Raw genomic sequence first — 25,885 nt, 5'->3', positions numbered from 1 at the left:
ATGGCCGACGCGGCGCGGGTGCCGTTCCAGAGAAGACGGGCCGACGCCAAAATAGGGGCGGCTGTGTGACCTTCAAGAGCCCGTCCCCCCAAATTTTTTGGCGGCGCGCAGCGGCGCCGCCCTTCTGAATCAGTTATATGCGATGCCGAAACGGTGTGAAGAGCGGGCCGCATGACGGCCCTTGCGGGAGGGTGTTCAGGGTTCAACGCTGGCCGTCGCCGAGACCATGGCGGGCATGCCATTGCGCCAGCGATTCCTCGGGCCATTGGCCGCAATGGACATGGCCCTTGCCGCGCGGCACGTCGACCCAGGGCGCCGCATAGTCCAGCGCCGCCTCGACGACCTCGGGCGGCCGCGGCAGCGGGGTATCGATCGCCGACGCATGCGGATGGACCAGCTCCGGCCAGCGCGGATCCCACAGCCACAGCGGGCTGCCGCACTTCAGGCAGAAATGGCGCGATGCCGGCGAGCGAGTCGCGCGCTTGCCTGGCTCACGCATCACGGCGTGATAGATGCCCAGATGCTTGCGGCCCCGTACGCGCAGCGTGTCGGCGTCGGCGCCCAGATTGATCGCATAACCGCCCGACCCCGCCGTCTTGCGGCAGATCGAGCAATGGCAATGCATGAACGGGTAATACGAAGACGACTCGACGCTGAAATGCACCGCGCCGCAATGACAGGAGCCTTCCAGATGCATGGCGACCTCATCTTCAAGAGTGGTGGATCGAGGTTCTTATTGTGGAAGCGGATCGGCGCAATACCAAACCAATGCCAATCCGCTTGACGGGCTGCAGGGAAGCCACCGCGCAAAACAAAAAGCCCGCCGATCTTGCGATCGGCGGGCTTTCTGCTTGTTGCTGGCGGAGTGGACGGGACTCGAACCCGCGACCCCCGGCGTGACAGGCCGGTATTCTAACCGACTGAACTACCACTCCTTGTCGGCATCCGGAGGCCATTGGCATCCGGTCAAGCTGGCGTCCCCTAGGGGATTCGAACCCCTGTACTCACCGTGAAAGGGTGATGTCCTAGGCCTCTAGACGAAGGGGACTGGAACCGTTTCGCTGGCGCTGTGTTTTGCGTCGCGAGGGGCGCAAGTATAACGCTGTTTTTTTCGGATGTGAAGCGTCTTCGATGCAATTGGCGAATCGGCGGACACGGCAGATGCCTATGGCATCATTCCGGCACGACAACATGAGGATGGACATGATTCAGGACACGCACAGCAAGCTGATCGGATACCTGCTCTGGATCTTCGGGTTCACGGGCTCGCATCGCTTCTACTATGGCAAACCGGTGACAGGCACGATCTGGTTCCTGACGCTGGGTCTGCTCGGCATCGGCTGGCTGATCGACCTGTTCCTGATTCCCGGCATGGACAGGGATGCCGACCGCCGTTTCACCTCGGGCCGCGTCGATTTCAATATCGCCTGGATTCTGCTGACCTTCCTCGGCATCTTCGGCGTGCATCGGATGTATATGGGCAAATGGCTGACCGGCCTGCTGTATCTGGTGACCGGCGGCTTTTTCCTGATTGGGGTGCTGTACGACTTCTGGACGCTCAACGATCAGGTGTCCGACAAGAATCGCGTGTTCTCCTGAGCGGTGGACCGTTTCGATTGCGCACGGAGCGCTGACCGATGGCAGGCAGGCAAGGCACGCTCGGCCTGAAAGGCATCGCGCTGCTGGAGGCGGCCAAGGGCGCGCTGGTGGTGCTGGCCGGCATCGGCCTGGCGGCGCTGCTGCATCGCGACGCGCAGGCACTGGCCGAGGCGATCGTCGCGCGGCTGCACCTGAATCCGGGCAGCCGCTATCCGACGATCTTCCTGTCGCTGGCCGCGCATCCGGACGATCCGCGCCTGTGGGCCATCGGCGCGTCGGCCGCGGTCTATGCGGCGATGCGCTTCGCCGAGGCCTACGGGCTTTGGCACGAGCGCGCCTGGGCGCAATGGCTGGGGGTCTGGTCCGGCGCGATCTATATTCCGGTGGAACTTTACGAAGCGGCGCGGCATCCGACCTGGATACACATCGGCGTGGCCGTCGCCAACATGGCGATCGTTGCCTATCTGGCCGCGAGCCTGGCTCGCCGTCGCGGCACACCGCGATGACGGGCGGCTGATCCCGGCATGATCCCTGCAACGGCTGCAACGGAGACGGCCAGGGTCGTCGACAGGGACCGCCGAAGGCCGACCACGCGAGGAGCCCGATATGCCTGAATCGAACGATCCGACCCGGCCATCGGCCGATCCATCGGCACGGCCGCGGCATTTCTCGATGATCCGCGAGCTGGCGCTGGCCGACGTCTTCACGCTGGCCAATGCGGGCTGCGGCATGGCGTCGGTGTTCTTCGCGATGTTCTACATCGACAGCCAGTCGCTGCGGCATTTCCTGATCGCGGCGGCCTTCGCGCCCGCGGCCTTCTTCTTCGACGTGATCGACGGCCGTGTCGCGCGCTGGCGCCATGCGCATTCGGCGCTGGGCCGCGAGCTCGATTCGCTGGCCGACATCATCTCGTTCGGCGTCGGTCCCGCGGCGCTGGCCTTTGCCGCCGGCATGCGCGGCGGCTGGGACCTGATTGCGCTGATCTATTTCGTCTGCTGCGGCGTCAGCCGGCTCGCGCGCTTCAACGTCACGGCCGAATCGCTGTCCGGGGCCAGCGGCAAGGTCGCCTATTTCGAGGGCACGCCGATCCCGACCAGCGTGGTGCTGACCGGCGTGCTCGCACTGTGCGCATGGCAGGGGCGCATCGGCGACGCGCTGTTCGGCGGTGCCTGGACGCTCGGTCCCGCGGTGCTGCATCCGCTCGCGCTGCTGTTCGTGCTGTCGGGCTCGCTGATGATCAGCAAGACGCTGCGGATTCCTAAGTTCTAAGGCGGCGATCGTCTATCGCAGGCCCTATCGCAGCGACAGCCACACGGTCTTCGGCTCCGTGAAGTTCTGCAGCGCCGCGTCGCCATGCTCGCGGCCCAGTCCCGAGTCGCCGGCCCCGCCCCAGGGCAGCCGGACATCGGTATAGCCATAGGTATTGATCCATACGGTGCCCGCTTTCAACTCGCCGGCGACGCGGTGCACGCGGCCGATGTCGGCGCTCCAGACGCCGGCCGCCAGGCTGAACGCGGTACCGTTGGCGATGCGGATCGCATCGGCCTCGTCGTCGAAGGGAATCACGCTGGCCACCGGGCCGAAGATCTCCTCCTGCGAAATGCGCATCTCGTGCGCGACGTTGGCGAACACCGTGGGCGCGACGAAATAGCCGCGCTCTCCGACACGCATGCCGCCGGCCACCGCCGACGCGCCTTCCTGCTTGCCGATCTCGATATAGTCGAGCACCGTCTTCAATTGCGCGGCCGACACCAACGGACCCATCGTCGTATCGGGCAAGGCCGGGTCGCCGACGCGGATCGCGCGGGCTCGTTCGGCGAGCCGCTCGACCACCTCGTCGTAGACGGCGCGTTGCGCGAGAATGCGCGAGCCCGCCGAGCAGACCTGGCCGGCGTTGAAGAAAATGCCTGACGCCGCGGCGCGTACCGCCGCGTCGAGATCCGCGTCGGCAAAGATGAGGTTGGCCGATTTGCCGCCCAGTTCGAGCGTGACGCGCTTGAAGTTGCCGGCCGCCCCCTGCATGATGCCGCGGCCCACGCCGGGCGAGCCGGTGAACGTCACCTTGTCGACGCCGGGATGTCCGACCAGCGCATCGCCTACCACGCTGCCCTTGCCGGTGACGATATTGAGCACGCCGGGCGGCAGGCCCGCTTCGAGCGCCAGTTCACCGATGCGCAGTGCCGACAGCGGCGTGATTTCCGCGGGTTTGACGATCACGGTGCAGCCGCAAGCCAGCGCCGGCGCGATCTTCCACATGCCGATCATCAGCGGGAAATTCCACGGCACGATCGCGGCCACCACGCCGACCGGCTCGCGCACCGTATAGGTCAGCGCATCGGGGCGGGCCGGTATCACGTCGCCGTGGATCTTGTCCGCCCAGCCGGCGTAGTAACGCACGGTGTCGATCACCGCCGGCATATCCTGCCGCCGCACCGCCGCCAGCGGCTTGCCCGCGTCGAGGCTTTCCAGCGCAACCAGCTCGTCCTGATGGGCCTCGAGCAGATCGGCGAAGCGGTGCAGCATGCGGCCGCGCTCGGCGGCGCGCATGCGGCTCCAGCCTTTCAGCGCGCGGCGCGCGGTCTGCACCGCCAGCTCGACTTCGGCCGGGCCGCCTTGGGCAACCGTGGCGATCGGTGTCTCGGTGGCGGGATCGATATCGGTCGAATAGGCGCCGGAAACGGGCGCGACGCGCTCGGCGCCGATCAGCAGGTCGTGGCGCGGTATCGAAGACGAATTGGGCCAGATCGGGGAATTCGGGGAGGGCAGCGGACTCGTTGGCGGCAAAGGCGACGGCATGATGGCTCCTCACGGGATCGACCCGATGCAGTGTCGATTCAGTGTCCGCAAGCGCGGAGCCAAAGTCCAATTAATAGACCGGATTGGTTTATCAAAAAAACTTATCAAGCTGCAACGGCCGCGTTGTTGCCCGGTCGCGCCTAACCCGGCGCTGCGTTTTCCGGTGCGGCCAGCGCGAGGATCGCCGCATGCAATTCCGCGGCCACCACGGGCTTGTGCAGCAGCACCGTGCCGCTCGCATGCACGCTGCGCAGCCGGTCAGCCGCGGTATCGCCGGTAATGATGATCGCCGGTACCGCTTCTCCCAGTTGCCTGCGCAGCGCGGCCATGGCCTGCAGGCCGTCCCGGTTTCCGCGCAGCCGATAGTCCGCGACGATCAGATTGGGCCGGAACGCCGGTAGACAGGCCAATGCATCGCGTTCGGACTCCGCTGCCCGGCATTCGCATTGCCAGCCCGACAGCAATTCGGTCATCGCCAGCCGGATATGCGGATCGTCGTCGATGACCAGCGCGCGCACGGCGGGCAGCGGCTTCAACCGGGCCGGGGTATCGCTCGGCCGCCGATGTACCAGCGTGTCCAGGCCGGCCGGCGGCAGCCAGACCCAGGGCAGCGCCATGCGGAACACCGAGCCGCGCCGCGGCGTCGAGGCCAGCGTGACTTCGGTCGACATCGTCCTTGCGAGCCCGCTGGCGATCGACAGGCCCAGCCCCAGGCCCTTGCGCTGATCGCGCTCGGGATTGCCGAGCTGATGGAACTCCTGAAAGATCGCCGCGTGCTGCGACGGCGGGATGCCGATCCCCGTGTCCCACACTTCCAGCACCGCGTGTTCGCCACGCCGGCGGCAGCCCACCAGCACGCCGCCGCGTTCGGTATAGCGGATCGCATTGGCGATCAGATTGCGCAGGACCAGTTCGACCAGCGCCGGATCGGCAAAGACCGCGCAGGTCGTCTCGCGCGTGCGGTAGACCAGGCCGCGCGCCTCCGCCAGCGGCGCGAATTCATTCTCGAGCCGGTAGAGCAGCGGTTGCAGCCGGAACGCCATCGGGCGGGCCTGCACGACGCCCGCTTCGAGCTTGGAGAAGTCCAGCAAGGTGTTCAGCATTGCGCGCGCGGCATCCGAGGCCGATTCGATATGCGTCAGCAGCTGGCGCTGCTTGTCGTCGAGCGCGGTTCGGCTCAGCGAGACCAGGAACAGACCCAGCGCATGCAGCGGCTGGCGCAGATCGTGGCTGGCCGAGGCAAGAAACACCGATTTCGCGCGGCTGGCCTGTTCGGCCTCGCGCTGGGCCGATTCGGCGCGCGCGGTTTGTTCCCGCAGTTGCCCGATCAGTTCGATATTCTCGAAGCGCAGCGCAATCGAATGCCGCGCCACGCGGGCGTAGTTGCGCGCAAAGATGATCAGCACGATCAGATAGAGCGGCGTCGCCAGGAACATCGGCAGATAGTCGGGGTCGCCGGTGGCCAGAAAGCTGATCCATACCGGCAGGATCGCCGGCACGAAGAAGCCGACGGCGACCGGCAGGCAGGCCGAGAACACCGCGAGTGCCGCGGCGCTCATGCCGGCGATCAGACACAGCACCGAAATGACGATGGGCGGCTGGCGCACATCCAGATAGAGCAGGGCGATCAAGCCCCACAGCGAGCCGATGCAGGTCAGCAGCACCGTCATCCAGCGCGCGTAGTACGGCGCGCCGGCCTCGGTGGTGCGGGCCGGCATCCGATGGCGGCCGAGCACGCCGTAGGCGCAGGCCAGCGTCATCGCGGCCATCCATGGCCACGCGAGCGGACGATCGCCGGACAGCACCAGCTCCGCCGTCAGGAACCAGGATGCCAGCGCGCAGCCGACCATGGCGACGCTGAAGCTCTGGTCCAGCAGGTCCATCTGCGCCGCCAGCAGCCGGCCCTCGTCGAAGCGCGGCAGCAGGGGAAGGCGACGGCGGGCGCGGGCGGGCTTCACCGCACGGCCTGTATCAGGCCGCGCCGCTGCGCCTCGATGATGGCCTCGACACGGCTGACCACGCCAAGGTGATCGAGAATGGCGGCGACGTGCACGCGCACCGTGTTCTCGGACAGGCCGAGATGGTGCGCAATGATCTTGTTGGACCGGCCCAGCGCCAGCTGCTCCAGCACCTCGAGCTGGCGCGGTGTCAGTTGGCTCGGCAGGTAGCGTGCCGCGCCGGTCGCGAACTGGCCCGGCACGACGGTGTCATCGGCCGCGCAGAAGAAGTAGCTGCCGCCCTGCAGGCAGCGGGCGATCGCCTGCTCGATCTGCCTGGCCTCCGCCGATTTCGGCAGGAATCCGGCCACGTCCTTGAGCACCTCGGCGGGAATCGCATCGCGGCCGGACGTGCCAGAGACGATCAGGATGCGCGCCGCGGGGAAATGCCGGCGCAGCACGCGCACCCCCTCGATGCCGTTCAGGCCGGGCAGCTGGATATCGAGCAGGATGATGTCGATCGCGGCACCGGCATGGTGCTGCACCGCCTCCATCACCGTGCCGGCCTCGGCGATCGCGGATACGCTCTGGCTGTCGGCCAGCAGCAGCCGCAGCCCGGTTCGGAACAGCGTATGGTCGTCGATCAGCAGCAGGCGGGCATCGGGCATGGCGGTCGGAGATGGGCCGGTCATCGGCATCGCGCGACAGGGCTGATGCACGCCGATCGCGGCTGCCGGCCCTCGTCAGTGCTGGATTGGAATCGATTCCCGCTCGCTTGTCCATGCCCGCCGATCGGGCGCCGCCTAGTCCGGAAGGATTATTGGCGGGATGGGCGCATGGTGCGAGGATGCGCCGTGAGCGAAACCGCGACTCGCTCATACCACTTTGGAATACCCGCACCTCCCGGCTGCGGGTATTTTTTTGACTTGGCCTGATCGATCGATATGGCCGCCGTGCATGGCAATCATTGACCGCCATGATCGCCATGACCGCGCGGCCATGCAGCAGACATCATGCCGCCTGGTCCAGCGGCCATACCCGCGTATCGCGCGGCGTATCGAAGCGATAGTCGCTGTAGGGCCGCGCAAACAGCTCGGCGCCGAGGCGCTCGGCCTGCGCCATCGCATCGGTCGGATCGCGCACCACCTCGCCGCGGCGATTGCCGGTGCCGCGCACCACGCCCGCCAGTTGCGAATCGGTATAGCGGGCATACTCCTGCAATTGATGGACGATGCCGAGCGCCGCGCCGGCATAGCTCTCCTCGGAGGCCAACACGAGCCCCAATCGCTTGCGGGCGAGCTTGGGCATCACGTTGGCGGAATCCGGATGCGAGGCGGCGTAGTAGCAGAACATCCGGTCGAAGAAGGCCTTGGTCTGCGCTGACAGGCCATACCAATAGATCGGCGAGCAGAACACCACGCCGGCCGCGGGCAGGAAGTCCTGCAGCAACAGTTCGCGATAGCCGTCGTCGATGCCGCAGCTGCCATCGGGACGGCGGCATTGGCGGCAGTCGCGCAGCAGCCCGCCGATATGGTCGTCGAGAAAGCGCAGCTTGACCGAATGGCCGGCGCGCTCGGCGCCGCGCTGCACGGCCCGCGCCATCAGCGCGGAATTGCCGTCGCGCCGGGGGCTGCCGACCAGGATCAAGACCGGACGGGAAGAATGGGTTTGCGAGACAGTCGTGTCGGTCATCATGTTCCTTGCAATGTGGGGTAGCGACACGGGGACTGTAGGATGGCGGCTGCGGCGCGACAAACGAGCAATTCTCGCGCCGGATCAATTGGATTCATCCCAGCGTTTTGTGCGCATTTTTCGGAGCGCATTGCATGTTCGCTTCCTTGCCGATCGCCGCCCTGCGGGTATTCGAGTCCGCGGCGCGGCATCTGAGCTTCAAGGCTGCGGCAGCCGAGCTGTCGGTGACGCCGGCCGCGGTATCGCATCAAGTGCGCGGACTGGAGTCCTGCCTGGGTGTGGCGCTGTTTACGCGCTTGCCGCGCGGCGTCGCGCTGACGGTCGAAGGCGAGCGGCTGTTCCATCGAATGCATGGCGCGCTGCTCGATGTGGCACAAGCGATCGACGAGCTGCTGCCGCAGCCTGCGGCCGGGTCGCTGACGGTGACCACCACCATGTCGTTCGCGGCGCTGTGGCTGGTGCCGCGGCTCGGACGCTTCTATCAGGCTCATCCCGATGTGCATGTACGGATCGACAGCGACGGCGCGCCGGTCGATCTGCATCAGGACGCGCGTATCGACGTGGCCATCCGCTATGGCACCAGCGCGTGGCCCTCGCTGCTGAACGCGTGCCGCCTCGGCGAAACCTTCGGCGTGTATGGCTCGCCGGCACGGATCGCAGCGGTCGGCGCAGGAGCCCCTGAACTGATTACCGTGCGTTGGACCGATTCCACGCTGTACGACGATGGCTGGCAGGCGTGGTGCGATGCCGCCGGGGTGGGCTGGCTGCAGGATGGCGCGACGATGCGGGCCTACGAGGAGGAAAGCTATGCGCTGCAGGCCGCCGTCGCGGGACAGGGGCTGGTGCTCGCCAGTTCGATCATGGTGTCCGACAGCGTGCGCAACGGAATGCTGGTGCCGTATCGGCCCGATATCACGGTGGCGGGCGCCGCCTATACCGCGCTGTGCGTGCCGGGGCGCGAGCGCCATCCGCCGGTGCGCGCATTTCTCGCGTGGCTGGCGCGCGAATGGGGCTGAATAGCGTCATATCATTCAGATCGCGGCGGTTCCACCAGCGGCCGTGGGGAGGAAAGCATGCCGATCGCAGCCCGACACAGTAGTGCCCTTGCCGCCCGCCTCGCGAGCGTGGCGCTCGGCATGGCATGCATCGCCGGCATGGCCCCGACCGCATCGTTGGCCGCATTGCAGGATCACTTCCTGTACTTCCCGAGCAAGGCGCCGCTGGCTGCGCTGGTGTCCGGCGAATTGCGCGCCTGGCCGGGAGAGGACGACTTTCTGGGGCTGCTCGCTGAACCCGCTCGTGCGGCCCGCGCTACGGCCATCGTGTTTCATGGCAACGCCGGTCATGCCGGCCATCGCAAGATCTATGCGGACGCGCTGGTGGAGCAGGGCGTGCGTGTGATCCTCGCTGAATATCCGGGCTATGGTCCCCGCGATGGCCGGGTAGGCGAGGCCAGCTTCGTCGCCGACGCACAGCGCACCATCGAACTGGCGCACGCCCGCTTCGGCGCGCCGCTGCTGTTGATCGGCGAATCGCTCGGCGCCGGCGTGGCTGCCGCGGCCGCGGCGCAGCAACGCGACAGGATCGCCGGTCTGATGCTGATCACGCCGTGGGACCGGCTTGCCCATATCGCCGCGCATCACTACGCCTGGCTGCCGACCTCCTGGCTCTTGCGCGACCGCTACGACAGCGTCGCCAATCTGGCCGCATTCGATCGCCCGGTGCTTGTGGTGGTCGCCGAGCACGATCGGATCGTGCCGGCGCGCTTCGGCCGCGCACTGCACGACGCGCTCGGTACGCGCCGCGAATTGCGCATCGTGCCGGGCGCGGACCATAACGACTGGTTCGGCCGCGTCGATGGCGAGTGGTGGCGGCGGGCGGTTGAATTCCTGCTGGAATCGGGGCCAAAAGGCGCCGCCCGCTGAGCCGGTTCACCGGCATCGAAGCCAATTGCATTAATGTTGGAACTTACGGATCTGGCAAAGTATTGGTTATCCTTGCGCCATTGCATTGATTGAACCAATCCGATGAAACTGTCGCCCGCCATTCCAATTCTCCGTATCTTCTCGGTCGACAAGGCCAAGGAGTTCTATCTCGATTTCCTCGGATTTTCGGTCGACTGGGAGCATCGCTTCGAGGAAAGCCTGCCGCTGTACATGCAGATATCGCGCTCGGAATTGCTGCTGCATCTGAGCGAGCATCATGGCGACGGTACGCCCGGGACGGCCGTTTTCCTGCGGGTCGACGACATCGACGCGCTGCAGCGGGAGCTGGCCGCAAAACCGTACCGATATGCCCGGCCCGGTGTTGAAACGATGGACTGGGGAAAGGAAATGCAGGTGGTCGACCCCTTCGGTAATTCGCTTCGTTTCTGTCAGCTCATTGACGATTAATTATATTTCGAACACCTACCGTAGTAGGGGTTGCGAGGCGCCGCGCAAATTCCGTTGTGCGAAATCAATTACACTGGCGCAAAAAATAAGCTTTATTTCGGCAGGGGTCAGGAGCCAAAGCTTGGTGAAGAGTCGAATTGCGTCGGGCATGGCCCCGGCGCGCCAGTCGTATGCCATCGTCGTCGACGACCATCCGCTGGTGGCGCGCGGTATTGCGGGATATCTGACAACGCATTGCGACTACGCGGTGGCGCACTATGCCGCGAATGCGCAGGAGTGCTTTCAACGGATCGATGACGACGGTCCTCCCAGTCTGCTGGTGGTCGATTTCTGGCTGCCCGGCGGCACCGCCCTGGCGCTGCTGCGAGAGGCCGCCGCGAAGCTGCCATCGTGCCGCCTGCTCGTGATGAGCGGCGATGAGGACGCGCGCGTGCAGGTCAAGGCCATGGAGGCCGGCGCGCATGGTTTCCTGCGCAAGAGCGAGCCGCCGGAGACGTTCGCCCAGGCCGTCGCGACGCTGCGGCAGGGCGGTACCTGGTTTCCCGCGGTGCCGCCGGCGGAACTGACGCCGGCATTGCGGCGCGAACTGCCGCTGAGCGCGCGCGACCTCGGCCTGACCGACCGCCAGGGTCAGGTACTTGCATTGATGCTGCGCGGGCTGCCCAACAAGCAGATCGCCAAGGAACTGGCGATTTCCGAGCAGACCACCAAGGAACACGTGACGGCGATTCTCGGCAAGCTCGGTGTCAGCAATCGCGTCGAAGCCATCACGCTGCTGCACGGACGACGGCTGGAACCGTGAGCGAGCCGTCGTCGCAATCGCCGGGCATGCGTTCCTCCGCCGAATCGAGCGTCAGCCCGCGCGCGCGCGCGCGCCTGCTCGACATGACGTTCCGGCGGCTGGTCTTCAGCGTCAACGCGATTCCCTTCGTCGGCCTGCCGTTCGTCGCATGGCTTCATGCGGCCGGCAAGGACGCGCGTTCGCTGCTGGTCTGGACGCTCGCCTATTGCCTGGCCGCCGGGTGGATGCAGCTGGAGCGGCGGCACTATCAGCGCGAGCGGGCGCAGTCCGACGATGCGGTGATGGCCGAGCGCTGGCTGCCGGTAGTCAAGCGGATCGCGCTGGTCCATGGCCTGTGCCTGTCGATGGCGACGGTGTTGACTGCCGGCCAGGTGACGTTCGACTTCGCGCTGCTGCTGCACATCAGCCTTGCCGCCATCCTGGCCGCCAACGCCACGCACCAGACGCCGATCCTGGGCGCCTTCCAGCGCTTTTTTTTCGCGTGCTGGGGCGTGGTCACGGTCAACGTGCCGTGGAGCTTCCCCGATCACTGGCAGGTGGTGCTGCCGCTGACATTGCTGTATGCGGTCGCGATCTATCGGCACGCACTGATCGCCAATCAGTTCTTCCGCCAGCAGGTGCAGCTCGAAGATGATGGCATTCGGCTGGCGGAAAGCTACCGGCTCGCCAAGGAGGAGGCCGAGGATGCGCTGCGGGCGAAGAACCTGTTCCTGACCACCGCGAGCCACGACCTGCGCCAGCCGGTTCATGCGATGGGTTTCCTGATCGAAGCGATCGCGCAGCGCAATCGGGATCCGGCGCTGATTCCGCCGCTGGAGGATCTGCGGCGCAGCGTGCGATCGGTTCATCTGATGTTCAACTCGCTGCTCGACCTCTCCAAGATCGAACAGGGCATGGCGATGCCGCGCAATGCGCCGGTGGCGCTCGCTCCGATCATGGAGGAGGTTGCGGCGCTGTTCCGCGAGGAGGCGCATAGCCGCGATCTCGATCTGCGCGTGCGCGTGCCAAAGCAGGCTGCCGCGGTGCTGGCGGACGCCTCGCTGCTGCGCCAGTCGCTGGTCAACCTGGTCCACAACGCGCTTCGGTACACGCAGCGCGGCGGCGTGCTGTTGTCCGCCCGGCGTCGCGAGGCGGACTGGCTGCTGGAAGTCTGGGATACCGGCATTGGCGTGGCGAACGAGGACAAGAGCCGCATCTATTCGCCGTACTACCGCAACGAATATGCGTGGCGTATCGACAGCGCCGGCCATGGGCTGGGATTGGCGGTGGTGGCTCGCTGCGCGACCCTGATGGGTGCCGCATATGGGCTGAGCTCGGTGGAACGCCGCGGCTCGCGGTTCTGGCTGCGTTTTCCCGCCGCCGATCCCGCGCAGGCTCATGTGCACGCGATGGCGGCGGAATCGCAGGCGCGGCCGTCGAGCACGCTGCCCCCGCTGAGCGGCTGCTGCCTGATCGTCGAGGACGATCCGGTTGTCGTCCGGGCGTGGATGAGCCTGATGCAGGCATGGCACGTCGATGTCCGCTTTGCGGCATCGGCCACGGAAGCGTTCGCACTGCTCGACGGTGGCCTGCGCCCGCAGGCAATCCTGTGCGACCAGCGGCTGCGTTCGGGCGAGAGCGGCTTCGAGGTGCTGAAAGATCTGCTGGAGCGCTGTCCCGACGCCAGCGGCGCGATGGTCAGCGGCGAATTCGATTCGCCGGCGTTGCTGCAGGCCGAACGCGAAGGCTATGTGGTGCTGCGCAAGCCGTTGGAGCCGGCGCAGTTGCATGCATTGCTGTATCAATGGCTGCGGCGCGAAGAGGCGCTGCATCGTTCGTCGTGATTCGAGGGGGGCGATGCGGTGCCTGTATCGCCGTCCAATTCCTTGCAGGCGGTCAACATGCCGATTCAGATCCGTGACGAAGTACCAGCCGACATCCCGACGATCGAGGCAGTCGTCGGTGAAGCATTTCGCAGTGCGACGCATGCCAGCGGCACCGAGCCGCTGATCGTCAATGCGTTGCGCGCGCGGGGGCGGCTGTCGATTTCGCTGGTCGCCACCGACGCCGACCAGATCGTCGGCCATGTCGCGGTGTCCCCCGTCGCAATATCCGATGGCAGCGAGGGCTGGTATGGCCTTGGACCGATAGCCGTGCTGCCCGCATGGCAGGGAAAGGGCGTCGGCTCCCTGCTGATGAACGAAGCACTGGATACGCTGCGTCGGCGTAGTGCGCGAGGCTGCGTGGTGTTGGGCGAGCCCCGCTATTACGGACGCTTCGGCTTCGTTTGCCGGGCGAACCTGGTGTTGTCCGATGTGCCGCCCGAGTATTTTCAGGCGGTGCGCCTCGAGGGCGAGTGGCCGGTGGGGACGGTGCAGTATGACGAGGCGTTCTGGGTCACCGGGTAGGTGCTTCGAACGCTGTCGACCGTCGCGGCCAATTGGCCGCTGCCTTGTGAAAAGCCAATTCCCGCCGAATATGCCGGAACAGCACTGCGATTTGCCAAAGAGGCCGCTAGGGATAGACGATGTGCTGAAGTTGGACACGTTTACCGGCATGCATGGCGACTGTTTCGCGTTCTCGCCAGACGGCCAGCGTCTCGCCTTTTGTGTCCAGCGATCGCTTCAATCGGCAACACGACACACCGACGTCTTTCTCGCCGGTGTAGCGAGAAGCGAATTGTGGTGGATCGACCTTGCCTCAGGGCAAATAGAAGAGGTGACGGCCGAAGGAGACCGCTTTGCTCCTTGCTGGTCTCCAGACGGATCGATGCTGGCTTTTGGTGTGGCAACCTCGGAATCGGTCCGGCTGTCGATACTGAACGTGAGAGATGGCCGGCGCCTCACGCTGACCGGCAATCTGACGCTACGCGGCAAGCGCCCCTTCGACTGGATCGACGACACGCAAGTGGTATGCGCCATGGTTCCGGGCGGAGAATTGCCGCGCCTGTTCGACCTCGATCGACGCGCTTGCCGCAAGGCGCCCCAGACTTGGGCGCAGCTCGATCGCCTGGGGTCATCGACTGTCAGCGTGTTGGGACAGCGGGACTGGAGAGCCGGTCGCTAGTGGTGGAGGCGAGGAACCGTGCCACTACCTGGTATTCGATGTCCGAAGCGGGGAGGCGGTAGCCGGGCTCGGACCAGACCAGCAGCAGGCCTTGTCGTCCTTCCAACAGCGGTTCGACGACCCCACATTCCACGAAGCAGGCAACCTGCAGGCCGAAGAACCGCCGGAATTGCCGCAGGGCGAGCCTGTCGCTTGCCATCGCGCCTCGGACCGGTGGTTGTTCCTGGTCGAGGACGCCGCCGGCAGCGGATTGGTGCTCGTCGATCGCGCCGGCGAACGTACCGTCGAGCTGTTCCGCACCAATCGGCATTTGGCTGAGATCGAGGCCGGTGTGGTCCGCGATGTGCAGTTCACCGACGACGAAGGAAGCGCGAAGACAGTCCGCCTGCTGTTGCCGCCGGGATCGCGCCACGACACCACGTATCCCGCCGTCGTCTGGGTTTATCCCGGCGCAAGAGTTGGCCCCAAATGCCGACATCTGCTGAAGCCGCACGAATCCGGGCAATTCTGCCTCCATCTGCTGGCCGCGCACGGTTATATCGTGATCGAGCCGGATCTTTCCATTCCTTCGGACCTCGGTTCCCGCAATCTTGCGCAGTGCATGGCGCTCAAGGTCCAGGAAGCCGTGCATGCCGCCGTGAGCACCGGTTTGATCGATCCTGGGCGATTGCACGTGATGGGCCATAGCATGGGCGGATGGGCCGCGATGGCGCTGTTGGCGGAAACCGATCTGTTCCGCAGCGGCATTGCGATGGCCGGCATATCAAATCTGGTTAGCTTTCACGGTACGTTTGACGCCCGCTTCCGATATGACGACGATGGCAGTGCGACTTCGATGACAGCGATGTGCGAGCGGGTGTTCTCGATGCCTGGCCCGCCGTGCGAAATGCCAGACCGCTATATCGCGCTCAGCCCTGTATTTGCCGCACACCGGATCAACGCGCCGTTGATAATTGTCCAGGGCGACCAGGACTACGTCAGCATCGGCCAGGGCGAGGAGATGTACTCCGCGCTGCGTCGCCTGGGCAAACCGGTCCGATTTGTTCGCTACTGGGGCGAAGGCCATGTGATCGCGGGCGCCGCGAATATCGCCGACATGTGGACGGAGGTAATGGAGTGGTTGGACGAGGCCGATCGAGCAGCGGCTGGAGTACAGTGACCGGTGGGCTGATCGCCTATTGCATGATGGAATGCCCAAGCGGGCGCGGACAGGAGCGAGACATGAAAGGAAGCTGCCTCTGCGGCGAGATCGAGTACGAGGCCCGCGCCTTGGCCGGCCAGATCGTCCATTGCCATTGCCGCAAATGCCGCAAGGCCCATGCCGCTTCTTACGCGACGACGGCGCGGGTGGATCGGCCCGATTTCCAGTGGCTGAAGGGAACATCCTCGCTGGGTTCGTACGAATCCTCACCGGGGAAGCTGCGCCACTTCTGCAAGCAATGTGGCAGCCAGCTGATGGCCGAGTGGGTGCATCAGGATCAGGTGATCATCCGCGTGGCGACACTGGATGAAGATCCGGGCCAGCGGCCGGCGGCCCATATCTGGGTGTCCGAACAGGCCGATTGGCTGATGGATACGGAACTGACCCGGTCGTTCGACAAGGCGCCGCACTGAGTTTTTTAGCGGCGGCTGTATCAATCCATCGAGAAGTCCGGCCACCTGCGAGGCGCCAGCACGGACCACCGCTGTCCACCTGCGTACAATGCCGGGCTCGACTCCTGAGATGACCCCGTGAAGAAAACCGACCTCGAAAAAAACAAAGGCCTGAAGATCGCCAACAGCATGAAGCAGGCAGGCGCCAAGCGCGGCGGCCCGGCGCCGAAGACCGACCATCGCGGCGCGGCGGCGGCCAAGACCGGCCTGCTTGGCAAATTGCTGGGAAAGGCGGTGCCACCAAAGAAAGAGCAGGATTGAGGCGTACCGCCCCGATGCCTCAACGCGTTGCCACTGGATTGCCGCTCTGCTGGCTTCCAGGCGCCTTGCCCGCCACCGGTTGGTTGCGCGTCCAGTTAATGAAGCCGTTCAGCATTGGGTGGAGCAGTGGATCGTCGAGGCCAGCCATATTGAAGGCCGAATTTTCGATCTGTAGCACCGTTTTCCCGGTTCGGGCGTCAATGGCCTTGAGCGTGCCGTCGACGCGGTAGCCGGGCTTGTAAATGGCATTTGGCTCGACGATCAGGAAGGGCCCAATTTCCTTGCTAAGACTGTTGAGGCCGACCAGATCGGACACGCTCGGCACCTTGCTCCCCAGATCACGGTCTATGATGATCTTTTCGAGGTCGCTCTTGGTTACGACCTTGTCGAAGGTCTGCATGTCCTTGAATGTGGATTCGAAGAACTCGACAAAGCGCGGGTTGGGTGTATCGGCGTTGATCTTGAGATACAACATCCTCTTGTAGGCGGGGTCAAACTTTTCCTCCACTCGCACCTCTTCAGCCTTTAGTGTAGTGGTGGTTGCGTACATGCCGGTGGTGGCGTCGGGCTTCTTGATCTGGAGTGTGGTGTTGCAGCCGGCGAGCAAAGCAGCAAAGAGCACGGGTATGGCAATACGAAACATCGATCCCTCGCGAGATATTGTGGAATCGATAGTATCGGCAGCTTGTCCGACCGCTTTAGCTGTATTCGTCCATGCTTTGGAGGGGTTGCACTTCCGCGGGGCGCACCGTTAGCGCACCCCCCGGTGTGCAGACGGCCATCGGAATATGGTGCCGCTCATTCCGCTCCAAAGGTCAGCGATCGATGTACGGCCACCCCCGCCATCACGCCATCGGAACACGCCCACGTCACGCTATGCGCGCCCCGCGTGATATCGCCCGCGGCATAGACGCCATCCACGGTAGTCGTCTTCAATTCATCGGTCCGAATGATCGACCCAAATGGCGTTTGCTCGATAACGCATCCAAGCTGATGAGCGATGTCGCTGTTCAGATAATTGCGCGGACCGACAAACAGCGCATCGATCGGCGCCGTGGCGCCGTCAGCAAATTCGATGGCCGATAGCTGTGCCCCTTCCCCATGCAAAGCCTTGACCTTTTTCGGCTCGATGGCGACGCCACGCTTCTCCAATTCGGCAAGCACACCGTCGTCGGGTCGGGGATCGCCGTTCAAATAAAGCGTTGTCGGTCCCCATTCCGCAACCAGCATGGCCTGATGGACCGACATCGGCGACATGCTCAGCACGCCCAATCGCTGATCGCTGAATTCGAAGCCATGGCAATACGGGCAATGAATCACGGACTGGCCCCAGCGTTCGTTCAGTCCCGGCAGGTCAGGCAGTTCGTCCGCGATGCCGTACGCGAGCACCAGCCTCGCGCCTTCCACCACCTCCCCGCTCTCCAGCTTGACCGAGAAGGCGCCCACTTCTCCCGACGCGCGGACGGCCTTGCCTTCCATGAACGTCGTCGTCGGATACGCGGCGACCTGCTGTCGAGCGGTCGCCAGCACGGCGCCGGGATTGCTGCCGTCGTGCGCGAGGAAGCCGTGCGAATGCGTGGCAAAGCGATTGCGCGGGGCGCCCGCGTCGATGATGCAGACGGACCGCCTTGCTCGCGCGATATACGTCGCTGCGGACAGGCCGGCGAAACTTCCGCCGATCACGATGGCGTCATACCGCATGGACGTGCTCCAGATCGTGACGGCCGCCGCGGGCGACCATCCGTTGGTGGAAATCGGCGCTCAGCATGGCCAGCGTGACCTCGCCCAGCCGCGCCAGCAACAGGGCCTCGGCGTCGTTGAACGCCTGGTCCAGGGCGGCATTGACAGCCTGCTCGACCAGGCAACCGGGCGATTCCGTCCGGTTGCCGATCGCCAGAAGCGAGGGGCAGCCGAGCGCGGTGTAGACGTCGCGCAGCGTGACCGTGGACAGGTCGCAGGCGAGCGTCCAGCCGCCGCCGTGTCCCTTTTCCGAGCGCACATAGCCATGCTCGCGCAGGCCCGCCATGACGCGGCGGATGACCACGGGATTGGTGTCCATCGCCTTCGCGAGGACTTCGGAGGTGACCGGGCCATCGTGCTCGGCCATGTGCAACAGGACGTGGAGCACGCCTGACAGTCTGCTATCGCGTTTCATGAAACTTATGGTGTTACATGAAACGCCGAATGTCAAGGTAAAGGTCCGTGAAGGCCGGCGAAGGCCGGCGAAGGCCGGCGAAGGCCGCGACGGGCCGCGAAGCCGCGAACGCCGCGAAGGCCGTCAAGGGCTGCCATGGCGGCGGTCGCGGCGTTCGCGATGATCGCGGCCCTCGCGCAGCGCCTCAGACCCAGATATCGTTCTGCACCGTTCGTTCGCCGCCTTCTTCACCGGTATTGCGCACGCCGCGCGGCTCGATCAGCAGCAATTTCACTTCTTCGGCCGCAAAGGGCTTGTGTTCGACGCCCTTTGGCACGACCGCCATCTGGCCGGCGCGCAGCACGATCGCGCCATCGCGAAGATCGATCCGCAATTCGCCCTCCAGCACGATGAACGTCTCGTCGGTATCGGCGTGCGTATGCCAGATGAAATCGCCTTCGAGCTTGACGACCTTGAACTGGTAGTCATTCATCTCGGCGACGACGCGCGGCTGCCAGTGGCCGTCGATTTGCCTGATCTTGTCGATCAAATCGATGGCGGTGCCCTGGCCGCGGGTGGCCGGGGCCGCGTGATTGTTGGCTTGCATGAGTGCTCTCCATGGATGCGGAGAGCACAGCGTAGGCGGACGCTGCGGCGGCGTCTTGAACGATTGTGCGAGCCGGATTGGCGCGCAGAATCAGCGCCCGTTGGCGGCGTGGACCATGCCGAGCCACCTGGCCGGGGAAATGCCGTACGCCCTGGTGAAGTGCCGTGTCATATGGCTTTGATCGGCAAAACCGGCGGCGGCCGCGCATTCAGCCAGCGCGACGCCGTTCTGCATCAGGCGGCGTGCGCTCTCCAGGCGCCGCATCGTCAGGTAGTGGTAGGGACTGGTGCCGTAGAACGTGCGGAAATCGCGCGACAGGCTCCAGCGGTCGCGCCCGCAGGCCGCAGCCAGCTTATCGAGCGTGACGATGCGATGCGACGAGGCATGCAGATAGTCGCGCGCGAGCTGGGCCGCACGGAAGTCGCAGGAGGGACGCAGCGGCCTGGCGCCGGAGGCAGCGTCGAGCGCCAGCGCCAGCTCGACCATGCCGTCGTCCTGTTCCAGCGGGTCGAGCCGCGTATCCGGTTGCTGCAGCAGCGCCGCGGTGGCCGCGAACAAGCGCGGATCGTCGCTGATGCCGCCTTCGATGAACGGCAGCGGCTTGCCGCCGAGCACGGCCTGGAAGACCGCGGGCTCGATATAGAGCATCCGATAGCGAAAGCCCTCGTCGGTACCGGCCTGTCCGTCGTGCGGCTCGTCCGGATGCAGCACGATGGTCTTGCCCGGCAGGCTTGCGCGCAGGCTGCGCCGATACTGGAAGCATTGCACGCCGGCCAGCGTGCGCCCGATTGCGTAAGTATCGTGCCGGTGCATCGAATAGGCATTGCCGGTGAGGAAGGCCTCGATGCGTTCGATGCCTTGCGCCGGCTCGGCGCGATGCACCCAATCGGGGCGTTCGGCACGGCGTGTTGTCATGACGGGAGATGGATTCAAGCGGCAATGATGCGCGATATTGTCTGCAGAATGTATAGCCTTGCGCCCGTACCAGCAATCGGCTGTAATCCCCGGGGCGCGTCACTATCCGCGTCGCCGAATGACAACCCAATAACGAGACAAGCGAACCCGCCGTGTTGAAAACCCGTATTGGCATTCTTGCCCTGGCGATTTCCGCCCATGCTGTACCTGCCTTTGCCCAATCCGCCGTCAATCGCGACGAATTCTATTGGCTCGGCGAAATCAACAAGGCCACCACCGTCATCAATACCGATGAAGGCCTATTGGACAAGTCGCTCGCGCCGCGCATCGCGTCGGGCATTGTCAAGGTGTTGGACGACGGCAATCGGCCGGGCGGGAAGCGGCCTTCCACGGTGATCACGTTCGAGCCCCTGCTGATCCAGGCGGCCGGCGTCGAGGTCACCCTGCTGCATGCGGGGCGCTCGAGCCAGGACATGCATGCGACCTACCGCGCGGCGATTCTGCGGGACAACCTGCTGAGCCTGGCCGACCAGTTGAACAAGACCAGCCGTTCGCTGGTGTCGCTGGCGGAGAAGCACGCCAATACCATCGTGCCGAATTACACCAATGGCGTGGCGGCGCAGCCCAATAGCCTCGGACACTATCTGCTCGGGCATGCTGCCGGGCTGGAGCGCGACGCGCAGCGAATCCGCGAGGCCTATGCGCGCATCGACCGATCGCCGATGGGCACGACGGTATTGAACGGCACCAGCTGGCCGCTGAATCGTGCGCGAATGGCCGACTATCTCGGCTTCGCGGCGATCGTCGACAACGCCTACGACGCCGCACAGATCTCCTCGACGGAACAGCCGGTGGAAGTGGGGGCGATCGTCACCAGCATTGCGCTGCATGCGGGCAATTTCATCGAAGACGTGATGACGCAGTATGCGCAGTCGCGTCCGTGGATGCTGCTGCAGGAGGGCGGCAGCAATACCTACGTGTCCAGCGCGATGCCGCAAAAGCGCAACCCCGGCCTGCTCAATACGACGCGCCGGCATGCCTCGACGGCGGTCACGCTGGCGATGGGGCCGGTCATCCAGGCGCACAACATCACGCCGGGGATGGGCGACGCCAAGGAGGTCAAGCCCAACAGCGAAATGGTCCAGAGTGCGATCCGCGTGCTGCAGGGCTGGGACAAGATCCTGAACGCGCTGGTAATCAGCCCGGAGCGCGCGCTGGAAGAACTGAACAGCGACTGGACCGCTTCGCAGGAACTGGCCGACGTGCTGATGCGCAAATACAAGCTGCCGTTCCGCGTAGGTCATCATTTCGCATCGGAAGTGGTCGATTACGCGAAGGCGAACAATATCCGGCCCAGCGAATTTCCATATGCGCAGGCGCAGCGCATCTATGCGGAGGCGGTCAAGGGCCAGGGGCCCGCGCAATTGCCGATGAGCGAAGCGGAATTCCGCGCCACGCTGGATCCGGTGGCGATCGTTCGCCACCGCGCCACCGTTGGCGGTCCGCAGCCTGCCGAGATGGAGCGGATGCTGAAGGCCGCGAAGCAGTCGCTGGCGCAGCAGGATGCCTGGATCAAGGAAAAGCGTGGCCGGATCGATGCATCGCTGGCCCGGCTGGATCGGGATTTCAGCAAGCTGGTGAAGGCCGCGAACTAGGCTCGGGCGCGATGTTGATCCGATGAAAGCCGTTCGATCAGCCGCTGCGCGTCGAATGGCGCCTTGACCTTCATGTCGTTATCGAAATAGTAGAGCGCATCGACCGGAAAGCCGCATCTGGCCGTGGGGTGTTCACTACCTGTTCAAAACTCATTCAAAATAAGATCAACAGGAAACGCGCACCTTCATCGGCTCGATGCCTCTGCTGTTCGCGTAAATCGCCGCAGTTGCATCGCTCATATGCCCGAGGAGCGCCTTGGTGTCCACGCCGCCTTGCGCGTCATACAGCCGCTTGGAGAGGCTGCGGATTTCGTGAAATGTCGGCGCGTCATCGCCGGTGATGCCGGCCAGTTCCCGCGCCTTCTGGAAGCCCGTGGTCAAACTGCCGATGCGGATCTGCGAACCACGTTTGGCCGGGCCCCAAGTCTTCGTCTGGTGCAACAGATAGCGGCTGACGATGCCGGTTCCCTTGCAGCGCGCCAGGACGTCGGCCACGCTCATGCCGATGGCGTCCATGCGCAGCGATAGCGGGATGGCGATCTGAACGCCAGTCTTTGCGCGGGAGGCGATAATCACGTCGCCTTGGATCGCTGAACGCTCCCATCTGGCAATCGTGGATCGGTCTTGTCCCGTCACGAGCGCCAGTAACATGGCGTTCTCCAGATAATCCAGAACCTCCGGTGCCTTGGCGAGGACCGCTTGGAAAGTCTCCAACGTCAGGCGCCGCCGTCGCACCTTCACGCGGATTTTCTCGGTCACCTCAACGGGATTCGATTGCATCCAGCCCAGCGCTACGCCTTTGAGGCACACCTGCATGAGCCGCGAGCGGACCACCTGCGCCATCCGCTGAACTCCACGCGCCTTCATCTCCTCGAGGAGTGCTGCCACATCCTTGGCCGTGAGCTCATCGCAGCGGATATGGCCGAGACCATCGCTGATGATCTTTTGCGCGGACTTGATCGTGTAGAGGGACGACTTCTTGTAGCCTTCCAGAGGCATGCGGGCCACGAGGTCCGCGATGGTTTCCACCGACGAGCCGACACGCTCAGCTAGCGACTTGCGGGCCAACCCCTTCTCAGCCACCACGTTGGCTTCGATCGCCTCGTGAATGGCCTGTGCAGTTGGCACCCGACCGATAACATGCGTCTTGCCGTCGCGCGGGTCGCGCCAGGTGAAGTACCCCGGCCGCGGTTCATGCAGGTTGGGCGGGAAATGGGCGCGCTTGCGAATACGGGGGCGGGCTGCCATGGCTTATCGAGGAATCCGTTGTGCGAGGGTGGGGCGCGCGATGGCACCCTGGAATGTGGCATTCTGGTCCACATAGTAGGCCCGGCCGACTTTGACGGGCGGCGGGTAGATCTTGCCGTCCTTGATCCAGAGCCGCGCGGTGCGGATGGCCGGGGGCGGATCAAACTGGCTCTTCAGCCATTCATCGAGGCGCTTCTTCATGTGCCTTCTCCAGATTCCAATGCTTGCGGGTCAGTTCGATGATGCGTGCTGCGGTGTCGCTCATGCCCTGCGGAACTCCACCACCCACACCCAGGGGTTCGCTGCCCACGCGCCGGCGCCGTTCAGTTCCTCCCAGAGGATGGCGAAGCTCCGTTGCGGGTGGCTGAGCCTGCGGCCGAGCTGCTCCCCGGTCTCGCCTGTCAGCGGATACGTGCTCTCGATGGTGCCCGGGTTGAACATTCCCTCGGCAATGGCGTCTTCGTAGCTGATGTCCTGCAGGCGTTCGACCCGCACGCCGGTGACCTCAAGCACCAGCCGGCACGCCGCGCGCGGCATGTGGATGCTGGGGTTCCAACGGATGCCGTCGTGCTCGTGCCCCCGATCGGCGCGGTAGCAAGCCCGGCTGGGCATGCTAGGGAAGTCAGGGTTGAAACCCCACGTCTCCCGAACCCAAAGGCGGTCGCCGGGCTGGCCATAGGGGCAGTGTTCACGCAGATACTGGAAAAATGCGACCGGCGGAGCTGCGTCGATGTGGCGGTCCTTCACGACACGCCGCGTCTGTGTCTTTCTGCCGTCGAGAATGGCGCGCACCATGGCGCCGGAGAAGAGGATGGGGCGTTCTTTCATGCTGCCTCCCTCTCATCCAGCTCAATCCGAATCTGCGTCGTCCGGATCAGGTCGTTTGCGTACTGCAGCGTCATTTCCAGCGACTCGGCGCGCAGCACCTTGATCGCCTGGCGCACTGCCGTGATGTCGGCCATCTCCAGCGGCATCGCATAGCGCAGCTTCCGAGCCAGCAGCCGAAGCGGATCCAGCGGCATTGGCCTGTGCTGGCGCATGGCGTGCGTATGGAAGGCGTCGATGATTCCTTCCAGCGCCGGAGCGGTCTCGTAGTAGTGGCCATCGTTCAGGTCGCGGAAGATCGGCGTACCGTCGCGGGTGGCCATCACTTCGCCGTCGCGCTCGATAGCGTCGAGCATGGATTCGAGCGGGTTGAACACCGCGGCCACCCTCCAGGGTTCGGAGCGCAGCTTGACGCCTCCCGAGTTCCACTTGGGGCGGTACGGCTTGCGGGGCTTCTGGCTTCTGCTCATGGCATCACGGGAATAAAAAGGCGGTCGCGCTACGCGGGGGACGAAGCGCTCCGCGAAGGGGTCACGCAGACTTGCGTTCAAGCTCGGCCACCATCTGCTGCAGCTCGGCTTCGAACTGGAGCAGGGCGGCTTCGAGGTTCGCAATAAATCCTTCGTCGCGCTCGATGCGCTCGTGGTACAGGCGCAGTCGTTCGCAGGCTCGCGGGTCGTAGCTGGTGAACTCCCACCACTTGCGGCCAGTCACGAACATGCAGCCTTGCACCTGGGCCATGTGGTCGCGCGGCATGCCTTCGAGCCACGTCTGGATATGCACCGATTCGTCCATCGGGCATTTCGACTCGTAGCCGCCGTCCTTGCCGATCAGGCCGTCTGCGCTGCAGCCGATGAACGGGTAGTCGGGATGCGTGACGAACTGCGCCGGCTCGACAATCAGGCCGGTTTCGAGCTCGAACGCCTCTCGGGCGTACTGCTCGACCTCGGTGCCCCAGGTGAGCGCCTTGCCTCCGACCTCGTGCATTGGCTCGCCGGACAGGCGCTCGAAGGCCAGTTCGCGCATGTACTTCGCGCGCGCCGCAGTCGGTGCGCCGTCGCGCTTGATGGCGATGACGTCGACGAAGCGCGATGCAGTGATCTTTCCCGCGCGGGCCTTGCGCCAGTCCTCGGTGCGTTGGAGAGGTTCACTCATCGCCGTCTCCGCCTTCGTTGGCCCGACCTTCGCCGGCCAGTTCCTTGAGCCGCTTCAACTCGTCCTGACCGATGGCTTTGCGTTGCTCTTTCGTCAGCATCGACCATTCCTCGGCCAGGGCCGTCGCGCCTTCGCTCTTGGCGACCATCTCAAGGTTGAAGATGATGTTGTTCAACTCGTCGGTGCGCTCCGCAGGCTGGGGCAGGGCAGCCGCGGCGATTTCGGCGGGCTTGCGCGGCGGCGGCATGCTTGCGATAGCCGAGCCATCCTGCAGTTCATCCGGCGTGTAGACGCCGAGGATGACGTCCGGCGCGTGGAGGCGTCCCCATCGCTTGGCTGCGAGGTATGCCAACTGCTGACGCGGGTCGGTTGCCCAGTTCGGCGAGTTACGGGTGTCACCGACTTGAGCCATTGACACCTCGAGCACGCGCGGCTCTGTCTCGCCCTTAAGCGTCGCCCACACACGGCACCAGCGGTCCGGGCTCTTGTCGGTCTTGCCGTTGACGCCGACCCAGTTATCCGACCATTCGAAGTTCAGGCGCGTGGCGAGGGCTGGGGACGAATTCAGGACCGCGATGACCAGTTGAGCCTCGTATCCGAGCGTTCCGTTCACAAGGTGCGTCTTCTGCGCAACGGCAAACGGATTCATGCCCCACTGCATGGCCTGCAGGCTCACGGCAAAGCAATCGCCCTGGCTTCCCTGCAGGTGCTTCGGGATAGTGGTGCGTCCGCTCGCCATCAGATCAGCGATGCGGATCACGCTGTCCATCGCATCGTTGCTCAGGACGAGGGAGGCGGAGCTGAACCCCTCTGCCGCCGGCGGCATCTCGGTGATCGGCGTGATGTTCGAATTTTCGATGGTGGTCAGTTCAGACATATCTATCTCCAAGCCGAGACTCTGCCGGCCGTTGAGGGTTGGGAAATCAGGCGAGACGTGCGCCAGTCATCGCGTTGTACTGGCCCTTGCGCGGGGCATTGGCCAGCGACAGCACGTAGCGATCGCCCAGCGCGGCCTTTGCCTTCTGGCGCAATCCGTCCTCGCGCGCCTGGCGCTTTTCTGCCTCGGTCAGCGGCGACTCGTAGTGCCGCAGGTCGAATCCTTTGGTCGGGGTCATGTCATTGCTCCTTCGCGGGTTTTGCCAGGCCGCGCCATGGCGCTTCGATATTG

General features: G+C 64.7%; 31 protein-coding genes and 2 tRNA genes. 14 read left to right on the top strand and 19 right to left on the bottom strand.

What is annotated here, in order from left to right:
- Window positions 1–202: 202 nt before the first annotated feature.
- From F7Q96_RS16825 to F7Q96_RS16815, 3 genes are all read right to left on the bottom strand, one after another.
- Window positions 203–697: a GFA family protein gene (locus tag F7Q96_RS16825; protein WP_053824340.1), complete on the bottom strand. Its 495-nt coding sequence runs from the start codon at window positions 695–697 to the stop codon at window positions 203–205.
- A gap of 161 nt (window positions 698–858) precedes the next feature.
- Window positions 859–935: transfer RNA gene (locus F7Q96_RS16820), tRNA-Asp, on the bottom strand.
- A 37-nt stretch (window positions 936–972) separates the two neighbouring features.
- Window positions 973–1,048: transfer RNA gene (locus F7Q96_RS16815), tRNA-Glu, on the bottom strand.
- 155 nt (window positions 1,049–1,203) lie between these two features.
- Here F7Q96_RS16815 and F7Q96_RS16810 point away from each other — a divergent pair.
- The 3 genes from F7Q96_RS16810 to F7Q96_RS16800 all read left to right on the top strand — a co-directional run bounded on the left by F7Q96_RS16810 (window position 1,204) and on the right by F7Q96_RS16800 (window position 2,868).
- The gene (locus F7Q96_RS16810) at window positions 1,204–1,599 is read left to right on the top strand and encodes an NINE protein (RefSeq protein WP_198752617.1); all 396 of its coding nucleotides are present in this window, start codon (window positions 1,204–1,206) and stop codon (window positions 1,597–1,599) included.
- Between the two features lie 38 nt (window positions 1,600–1,637).
- A complete protein-coding gene (locus F7Q96_RS16805; protein ID WP_053824338.1) occupies window positions 1,638–2,105 on the top strand; it encodes a DUF2127 domain-containing protein in 468 nt (155 codons plus the stop codon).
- A 166-nt stretch (window positions 2,106–2,271) separates the two neighbouring features.
- A complete protein-coding gene (locus tag F7Q96_RS16800; protein WP_151023022.1) occupies window positions 2,272–2,868 on the top strand; it encodes a CDP-alcohol phosphatidyltransferase family protein in 597 nt (198 codons plus the stop codon).
- A gap of 24 nt (window positions 2,869–2,892) precedes the next feature.
- On the opposite strand, the gene F7Q96_RS16795 is transcribed toward F7Q96_RS16800, so the two are convergent.
- The 4 genes from F7Q96_RS16795 to F7Q96_RS16780 form a co-directional block, all read right to left on the bottom strand.
- A complete protein-coding gene (locus F7Q96_RS16795; protein ID WP_082371812.1) occupies window positions 2,893–4,395 on the bottom strand; it encodes an aldehyde dehydrogenase family protein in 1,503 nt (500 codons plus the stop codon).
- A gap of 140 nt (window positions 4,396–4,535) precedes the next feature.
- The gene (locus F7Q96_RS16790; RefSeq protein ID WP_249361680.1) at window positions 4,536–6,278 is read right to left on the bottom strand and encodes a hybrid sensor histidine kinase/response regulator; all 1,743 of its coding nucleotides are present in this window, start codon (window positions 6,276–6,278) and stop codon (window positions 4,536–4,538) included.
- 71 nt (window positions 6,279–6,349) lie between these two features.
- The gene (locus F7Q96_RS16785) at window positions 6,350–7,000 is read right to left on the bottom strand and encodes a response regulator transcription factor (RefSeq protein ID WP_053824703.1); all 651 of its coding nucleotides are present in this window, start codon (window positions 6,998–7,000) and stop codon (window positions 6,350–6,352) included.
- A 343-nt stretch (window positions 7,001–7,343) separates the two neighbouring features.
- Window positions 7,344–8,024 (bottom strand): flavodoxin family protein, encoded by a 681-nt coding sequence (locus F7Q96_RS16780; protein WP_053824702.1) that lies wholly within the window; start codon window positions 8,022–8,024, stop codon window positions 7,344–7,346.
- A 134-nt stretch (window positions 8,025–8,158) separates the two neighbouring features.
- On the opposite strand from F7Q96_RS16780, the gene F7Q96_RS16775 reads away from it, so the two are divergent.
- From F7Q96_RS16775 to F7Q96_RS16730, 10 genes are all read left to right on the top strand, one after another.
- Entirely contained in the window at window positions 8,159–9,040 is an 882-nt protein-coding gene (locus F7Q96_RS16775) for a LysR substrate-binding domain-containing protein (protein WP_053824336.1), read from the top strand.
- Window positions 9,041–9,160: 120 nt separating this feature from the next.
- Window positions 9,161–9,949 (top strand): alpha/beta hydrolase, encoded by a 789-nt coding sequence (locus F7Q96_RS16770; protein WP_053824701.1) that lies wholly within the window; start codon window positions 9,161–9,163, stop codon window positions 9,947–9,949.
- Window positions 9,950–10,051: 102 nt separating this feature from the next.
- The gene (locus F7Q96_RS16765; RefSeq protein WP_053824335.1) at window positions 10,052–10,417 is read left to right on the top strand and encodes a glyoxalase superfamily protein; all 366 of its coding nucleotides are present in this window, start codon (window positions 10,052–10,054) and stop codon (window positions 10,415–10,417) included.
- Window positions 10,418–10,541: 124 nt separating this feature from the next.
- Complete coding sequence (locus F7Q96_RS16760) at window positions 10,542–11,219, top strand: LuxR C-terminal-related transcriptional regulator (protein ID WP_244959257.1); 678 nt, start codon at window positions 10,542–10,544, stop codon at window positions 11,217–11,219.
- Window positions 11,220–11,245: 26 nt separating this feature from the next.
- Window positions 11,246–13,042, top strand: a complete 1,797-nt coding sequence (locus F7Q96_RS16755; protein WP_170265878.1) for a hybrid sensor histidine kinase/response regulator — start codon at window positions 11,246–11,248, stop codon at window positions 13,040–13,042.
- Window positions 13,043–13,099: 57 nt separating this feature from the next.
- Window positions 13,100–13,606: a GNAT family N-acetyltransferase gene (locus tag F7Q96_RS16750; RefSeq protein WP_053824699.1), complete on the top strand. Its 507-nt coding sequence runs from the start codon at window positions 13,100–13,102 to the stop codon at window positions 13,604–13,606.
- Between the two features lie 121 nt (window positions 13,607–13,727).
- Window positions 13,728–14,264 (top strand): TolB family protein, encoded by a 537-nt coding sequence (locus tag F7Q96_RS16745; RefSeq protein ID WP_158507305.1) that lies wholly within the window; start codon window positions 13,728–13,730, stop codon window positions 14,262–14,264.
- A 91-nt stretch (window positions 14,265–14,355) separates the two neighbouring features.
- Window positions 14,356–15,423 (top strand): alpha/beta fold hydrolase, encoded by a 1,068-nt coding sequence (locus F7Q96_RS16740; RefSeq protein ID WP_158507304.1) that lies wholly within the window; start codon window positions 14,356–14,358, stop codon window positions 15,421–15,423.
- The gene (locus F7Q96_RS16735; protein ID WP_226994980.1) at window positions 15,420–15,878 is read left to right on the top strand and encodes a GFA family protein; all 459 of its coding nucleotides are present in this window, start codon (window positions 15,420–15,422) and stop codon (window positions 15,876–15,878) included. Before F7Q96_RS16740 ends, F7Q96_RS16735 begins: the two co-directional genes overlap by 4 nt.
- 117 nt (window positions 15,879–15,995) lie before the next feature.
- Window positions 15,996–16,178 carry a hypothetical protein gene (locus tag F7Q96_RS16730; protein ID WP_053824331.1) on the top strand — a complete coding sequence of 61 codons (183 nt, stop codon included), beginning with the start codon at window positions 15,996–15,998 and terminating at the stop codon, window positions 16,176–16,178.
- Between the two features lie 19 nt (window positions 16,179–16,197).
- Here F7Q96_RS16730 and F7Q96_RS16725 read toward each other — a convergent pair whose 3' ends face one another.
- The 5 genes from F7Q96_RS16725 to F7Q96_RS16705 all read right to left on the bottom strand — a co-directional run bounded on the left by F7Q96_RS16725 (window position 16,198) and on the right by F7Q96_RS16705 (window position 19,834).
- The gene (locus F7Q96_RS16725; protein WP_053824330.1) at window positions 16,198–16,821 is read right to left on the bottom strand and encodes a hypothetical protein; all 624 of its coding nucleotides are present in this window, start codon (window positions 16,819–16,821) and stop codon (window positions 16,198–16,200) included.
- A gap of 155 nt (window positions 16,822–16,976) precedes the next feature.
- Window positions 16,977–17,879 (bottom strand): NAD(P)/FAD-dependent oxidoreductase, encoded by a 903-nt coding sequence (locus tag F7Q96_RS16720; RefSeq protein WP_053824329.1) that lies wholly within the window; start codon window positions 17,877–17,879, stop codon window positions 16,977–16,979.
- A complete protein-coding gene (locus tag F7Q96_RS16715; RefSeq protein WP_053824328.1) occupies window positions 17,869–18,333 on the bottom strand; it encodes an Rrf2 family transcriptional regulator in 465 nt (154 codons plus the stop codon). Before F7Q96_RS16715 ends, F7Q96_RS16720 begins: the two co-directional genes overlap by 11 nt.
- A 184-nt stretch (window positions 18,334–18,517) precedes the next feature.
- Window positions 18,518–18,919, bottom strand: coding sequence for a cupin domain-containing protein (locus tag F7Q96_RS16710; RefSeq protein ID WP_053824327.1), 402 nt, complete (start codon window positions 18,917–18,919; stop codon window positions 18,518–18,520).
- 90 nt (window positions 18,920–19,009) lie between these two features.
- Window positions 19,010–19,834 carry an AraC family transcriptional regulator gene (locus tag F7Q96_RS16705; RefSeq protein WP_053824326.1) on the bottom strand — a complete coding sequence of 275 codons (825 nt, stop codon included), beginning with the start codon at window positions 19,832–19,834 and terminating at the stop codon, window positions 19,010–19,012.
- Window positions 19,835–19,986: 152 nt separating this feature from the next.
- Between F7Q96_RS16705 and F7Q96_RS16700 the strand changes: the two genes are divergently transcribed.
- Window positions 19,987–21,489 (top strand): argininosuccinate lyase, encoded by a 1,503-nt coding sequence (locus F7Q96_RS16700; protein WP_053824325.1) that lies wholly within the window; start codon window positions 19,987–19,989, stop codon window positions 21,487–21,489.
- Window positions 21,490–21,654: 165 nt separating this feature from the next.
- On the opposite strand, the gene F7Q96_RS16695 is transcribed toward F7Q96_RS16700, so the two are convergent.
- The 7 genes from F7Q96_RS16695 to F7Q96_RS16665 all read right to left on the bottom strand — a co-directional run bounded on the left by F7Q96_RS16695 (window position 21,655) and on the right by F7Q96_RS16665 (window position 25,832).
- Entirely contained in the window at window positions 21,655–22,737 is a 1,083-nt protein-coding gene (locus F7Q96_RS16695) for a tyrosine-type recombinase/integrase (protein WP_053824324.1), read from the bottom strand.
- A gap of 3 nt (window positions 22,738–22,740) precedes the next feature.
- A complete protein-coding gene (locus F7Q96_RS16690; protein ID WP_053824323.1) occupies window positions 22,741–22,938 on the bottom strand; it encodes an excisionase in 198 nt (65 codons plus the stop codon).
- A gap of 60 nt (window positions 22,939–22,998) precedes the next feature.
- Window positions 22,999–23,565, bottom strand: coding sequence for an ASCH domain-containing protein (locus F7Q96_RS16685; RefSeq protein WP_151022999.1), 567 nt, complete (start codon window positions 23,563–23,565; stop codon window positions 22,999–23,001).
- Window positions 23,562–24,032, bottom strand: coding sequence for a hypothetical protein (locus F7Q96_RS16680; RefSeq protein ID WP_151022997.1), 471 nt, complete (start codon window positions 24,030–24,032; stop codon window positions 23,562–23,564). The genes F7Q96_RS16685 and F7Q96_RS16680 overlap by 4 nt, the downstream gene beginning before the upstream one ends.
- Before the next feature lie 61 nt (window positions 24,033–24,093).
- On the bottom strand, window positions 24,094–24,717 hold the full coding sequence (locus F7Q96_RS16675) for a lambda exonuclease family protein (protein ID WP_053821595.1): 624 nt from the start codon (window positions 24,715–24,717) through the stop codon (window positions 24,094–24,096).
- Entirely contained in the window at window positions 24,710–25,594 is an 885-nt protein-coding gene (locus F7Q96_RS16670; protein WP_211923510.1) for a RecT family recombinase, read from the bottom strand. The genes F7Q96_RS16675 and F7Q96_RS16670 overlap by 8 nt, the downstream gene beginning before the upstream one ends.
- A gap of 46 nt (window positions 25,595–25,640) precedes the next feature.
- Complete coding sequence (locus F7Q96_RS16665) at window positions 25,641–25,832, bottom strand: hypothetical protein (protein WP_053824319.1); 192 nt, start codon at window positions 25,830–25,832, stop codon at window positions 25,641–25,643.
- Between the last annotated feature and the right edge of the window lie 53 nt (window positions 25,833–25,885).

This window comes from Cupriavidus gilardii (assembly GCF_008801915.1).
In the GTDB taxonomy this organism is placed as follows: domain Bacteria; phylum Pseudomonadota; class Gammaproteobacteria; order Burkholderiales; family Burkholderiaceae; genus Cupriavidus; species Cupriavidus gilardii.
Note: the sequence above shows the minus strand (reverse complement) of the source record. Positions and strands in the feature narration are given on the sequence as shown.

What these genes read in the sequence shown, in the direction of transcription:
- F7Q96_RS16665 (WP_053824319.1), bottom strand. Translation starts at nt 25,832, where the DNA reads ATGACCCCGACCAAAGGATTCGACCTGCGGCACTACGAGTCGCCGCTG.
- F7Q96_RS16725 (WP_053824330.1), bottom strand. Translation starts at nt 16,821, where the DNA reads ATGTTTCGTATTGCCATACCCGTGCTCTTTGCTGCTTTGCTCGCCGGC.
- F7Q96_RS16715 (WP_053824328.1), bottom strand. Translation starts at nt 18,333, where the DNA reads ATGAAACGCGATAGCAGACTGTCAGGCGTGCTCCACGTCCTGTTGCAC.
- F7Q96_RS16720 (WP_053824329.1), bottom strand. Translation starts at nt 17,879, where the DNA reads ATGCGGTATGACGCCATCGTGATCGGCGGAAGTTTCGCCGGCCTGTCC.
- F7Q96_RS16670 (WP_211923510.1), bottom strand. Translation starts at nt 25,594, where the DNA reads ATGTCTGAACTGACCACCATCGAAAATTCGAACATCACGCCGATCACC.
- F7Q96_RS16810 (WP_198752617.1), top strand. Translation starts at nt 1,204, where the DNA reads ATGATTCAGGACACGCACAGCAAGCTGATCGGATACCTGCTCTGGATC.
- F7Q96_RS16710 (WP_053824327.1), bottom strand. Translation starts at nt 18,919, where the DNA reads ATGCAAGCCAACAATCACGCGGCCCCGGCCACCCGCGGCCAGGGCACC.
- F7Q96_RS16755 (WP_170265878.1), top strand. Translation starts at nt 11,246, where the DNA reads ATGCGTTCCTCCGCCGAATCGAGCGTCAGCCCGCGCGCGCGCGCGCGC.
- F7Q96_RS16795 (WP_082371812.1), bottom strand. Translation starts at nt 4,395, where the DNA reads ATGCCGTCGCCTTTGCCGCCAACGAGTCCGCTGCCCTCCCCGAATTCC.
- F7Q96_RS16750 (WP_053824699.1), top strand. Translation starts at nt 13,100, where the DNA reads ATGCCGATTCAGATCCGTGACGAAGTACCAGCCGACATCCCGACGATC.
- F7Q96_RS16685 (WP_151022999.1), bottom strand. Translation starts at nt 23,565, where the DNA reads ATGAAAGAACGCCCCATCCTCTTCTCCGGCGCCATGGTGCGCGCCATT.
- F7Q96_RS16680 (WP_151022997.1), bottom strand. Translation starts at nt 24,032, where the DNA reads ATGAGCAGAAGCCAGAAGCCCCGCAAGCCGTACCGCCCCAAGTGGAAC.
- F7Q96_RS16805 (WP_053824338.1), top strand. Translation starts at nt 1,638, where the DNA reads ATGGCAGGCAGGCAAGGCACGCTCGGCCTGAAAGGCATCGCGCTGCTG.
- F7Q96_RS16785 (WP_053824703.1), bottom strand. Translation starts at nt 7,000, where the DNA reads ATGCCCGATGCCCGCCTGCTGCTGATCGACGACCATACGCTGTTCCGA.
- F7Q96_RS16825 (WP_053824340.1), bottom strand. Translation starts at nt 697, where the DNA reads ATGCATCTGGAAGGCTCCTGTCATTGCGGCGCGGTGCATTTCAGCGTC.
- F7Q96_RS16790 (WP_249361680.1), bottom strand. Translation starts at nt 6,278, where the DNA reads ATGGACCTGCTGGACCAGAGCTTCAGCGTCGCCATGGTCGGCTGCGCG.
- F7Q96_RS16770 (WP_053824701.1), top strand. Translation starts at nt 9,161, where the DNA reads ATGGCATGCATCGCCGGCATGGCCCCGACCGCATCGTTGGCCGCATTG.
- F7Q96_RS16780 (WP_053824702.1), bottom strand. Translation starts at nt 8,024, where the DNA reads ATGACCGACACGACTGTCTCGCAAACCCATTCTTCCCGTCCGGTCTTG.
- F7Q96_RS16800 (WP_151023022.1), top strand. Translation starts at nt 2,272, where the DNA reads ATGATCCGCGAGCTGGCGCTGGCCGACGTCTTCACGCTGGCCAATGCG.
- F7Q96_RS16775 (WP_053824336.1), top strand. Translation starts at nt 8,159, where the DNA reads ATGTTCGCTTCCTTGCCGATCGCCGCCCTGCGGGTATTCGAGTCCGCG.
- F7Q96_RS16695 (WP_053824324.1), bottom strand. Translation starts at nt 22,737, where the DNA reads ATGGCAGCCCGCCCCCGTATTCGCAAGCGCGCCCATTTCCCGCCCAAC.
- F7Q96_RS16765 (WP_053824335.1), top strand. Translation starts at nt 10,052, where the DNA reads ATGAAACTGTCGCCCGCCATTCCAATTCTCCGTATCTTCTCGGTCGAC.
- F7Q96_RS16675 (WP_053821595.1), bottom strand. Translation starts at nt 24,717, where the DNA reads ATGAGTGAACCTCTCCAACGCACCGAGGACTGGCGCAAGGCCCGCGCG.
- F7Q96_RS16705 (WP_053824326.1), bottom strand. Translation starts at nt 19,834, where the DNA reads ATGACAACACGCCGTGCCGAACGCCCCGATTGGGTGCATCGCGCCGAG.
- F7Q96_RS16690 (WP_053824323.1), bottom strand. Translation starts at nt 22,938, where the DNA reads ATGAAGAAGCGCCTCGATGAATGGCTGAAGAGCCAGTTTGATCCGCCC.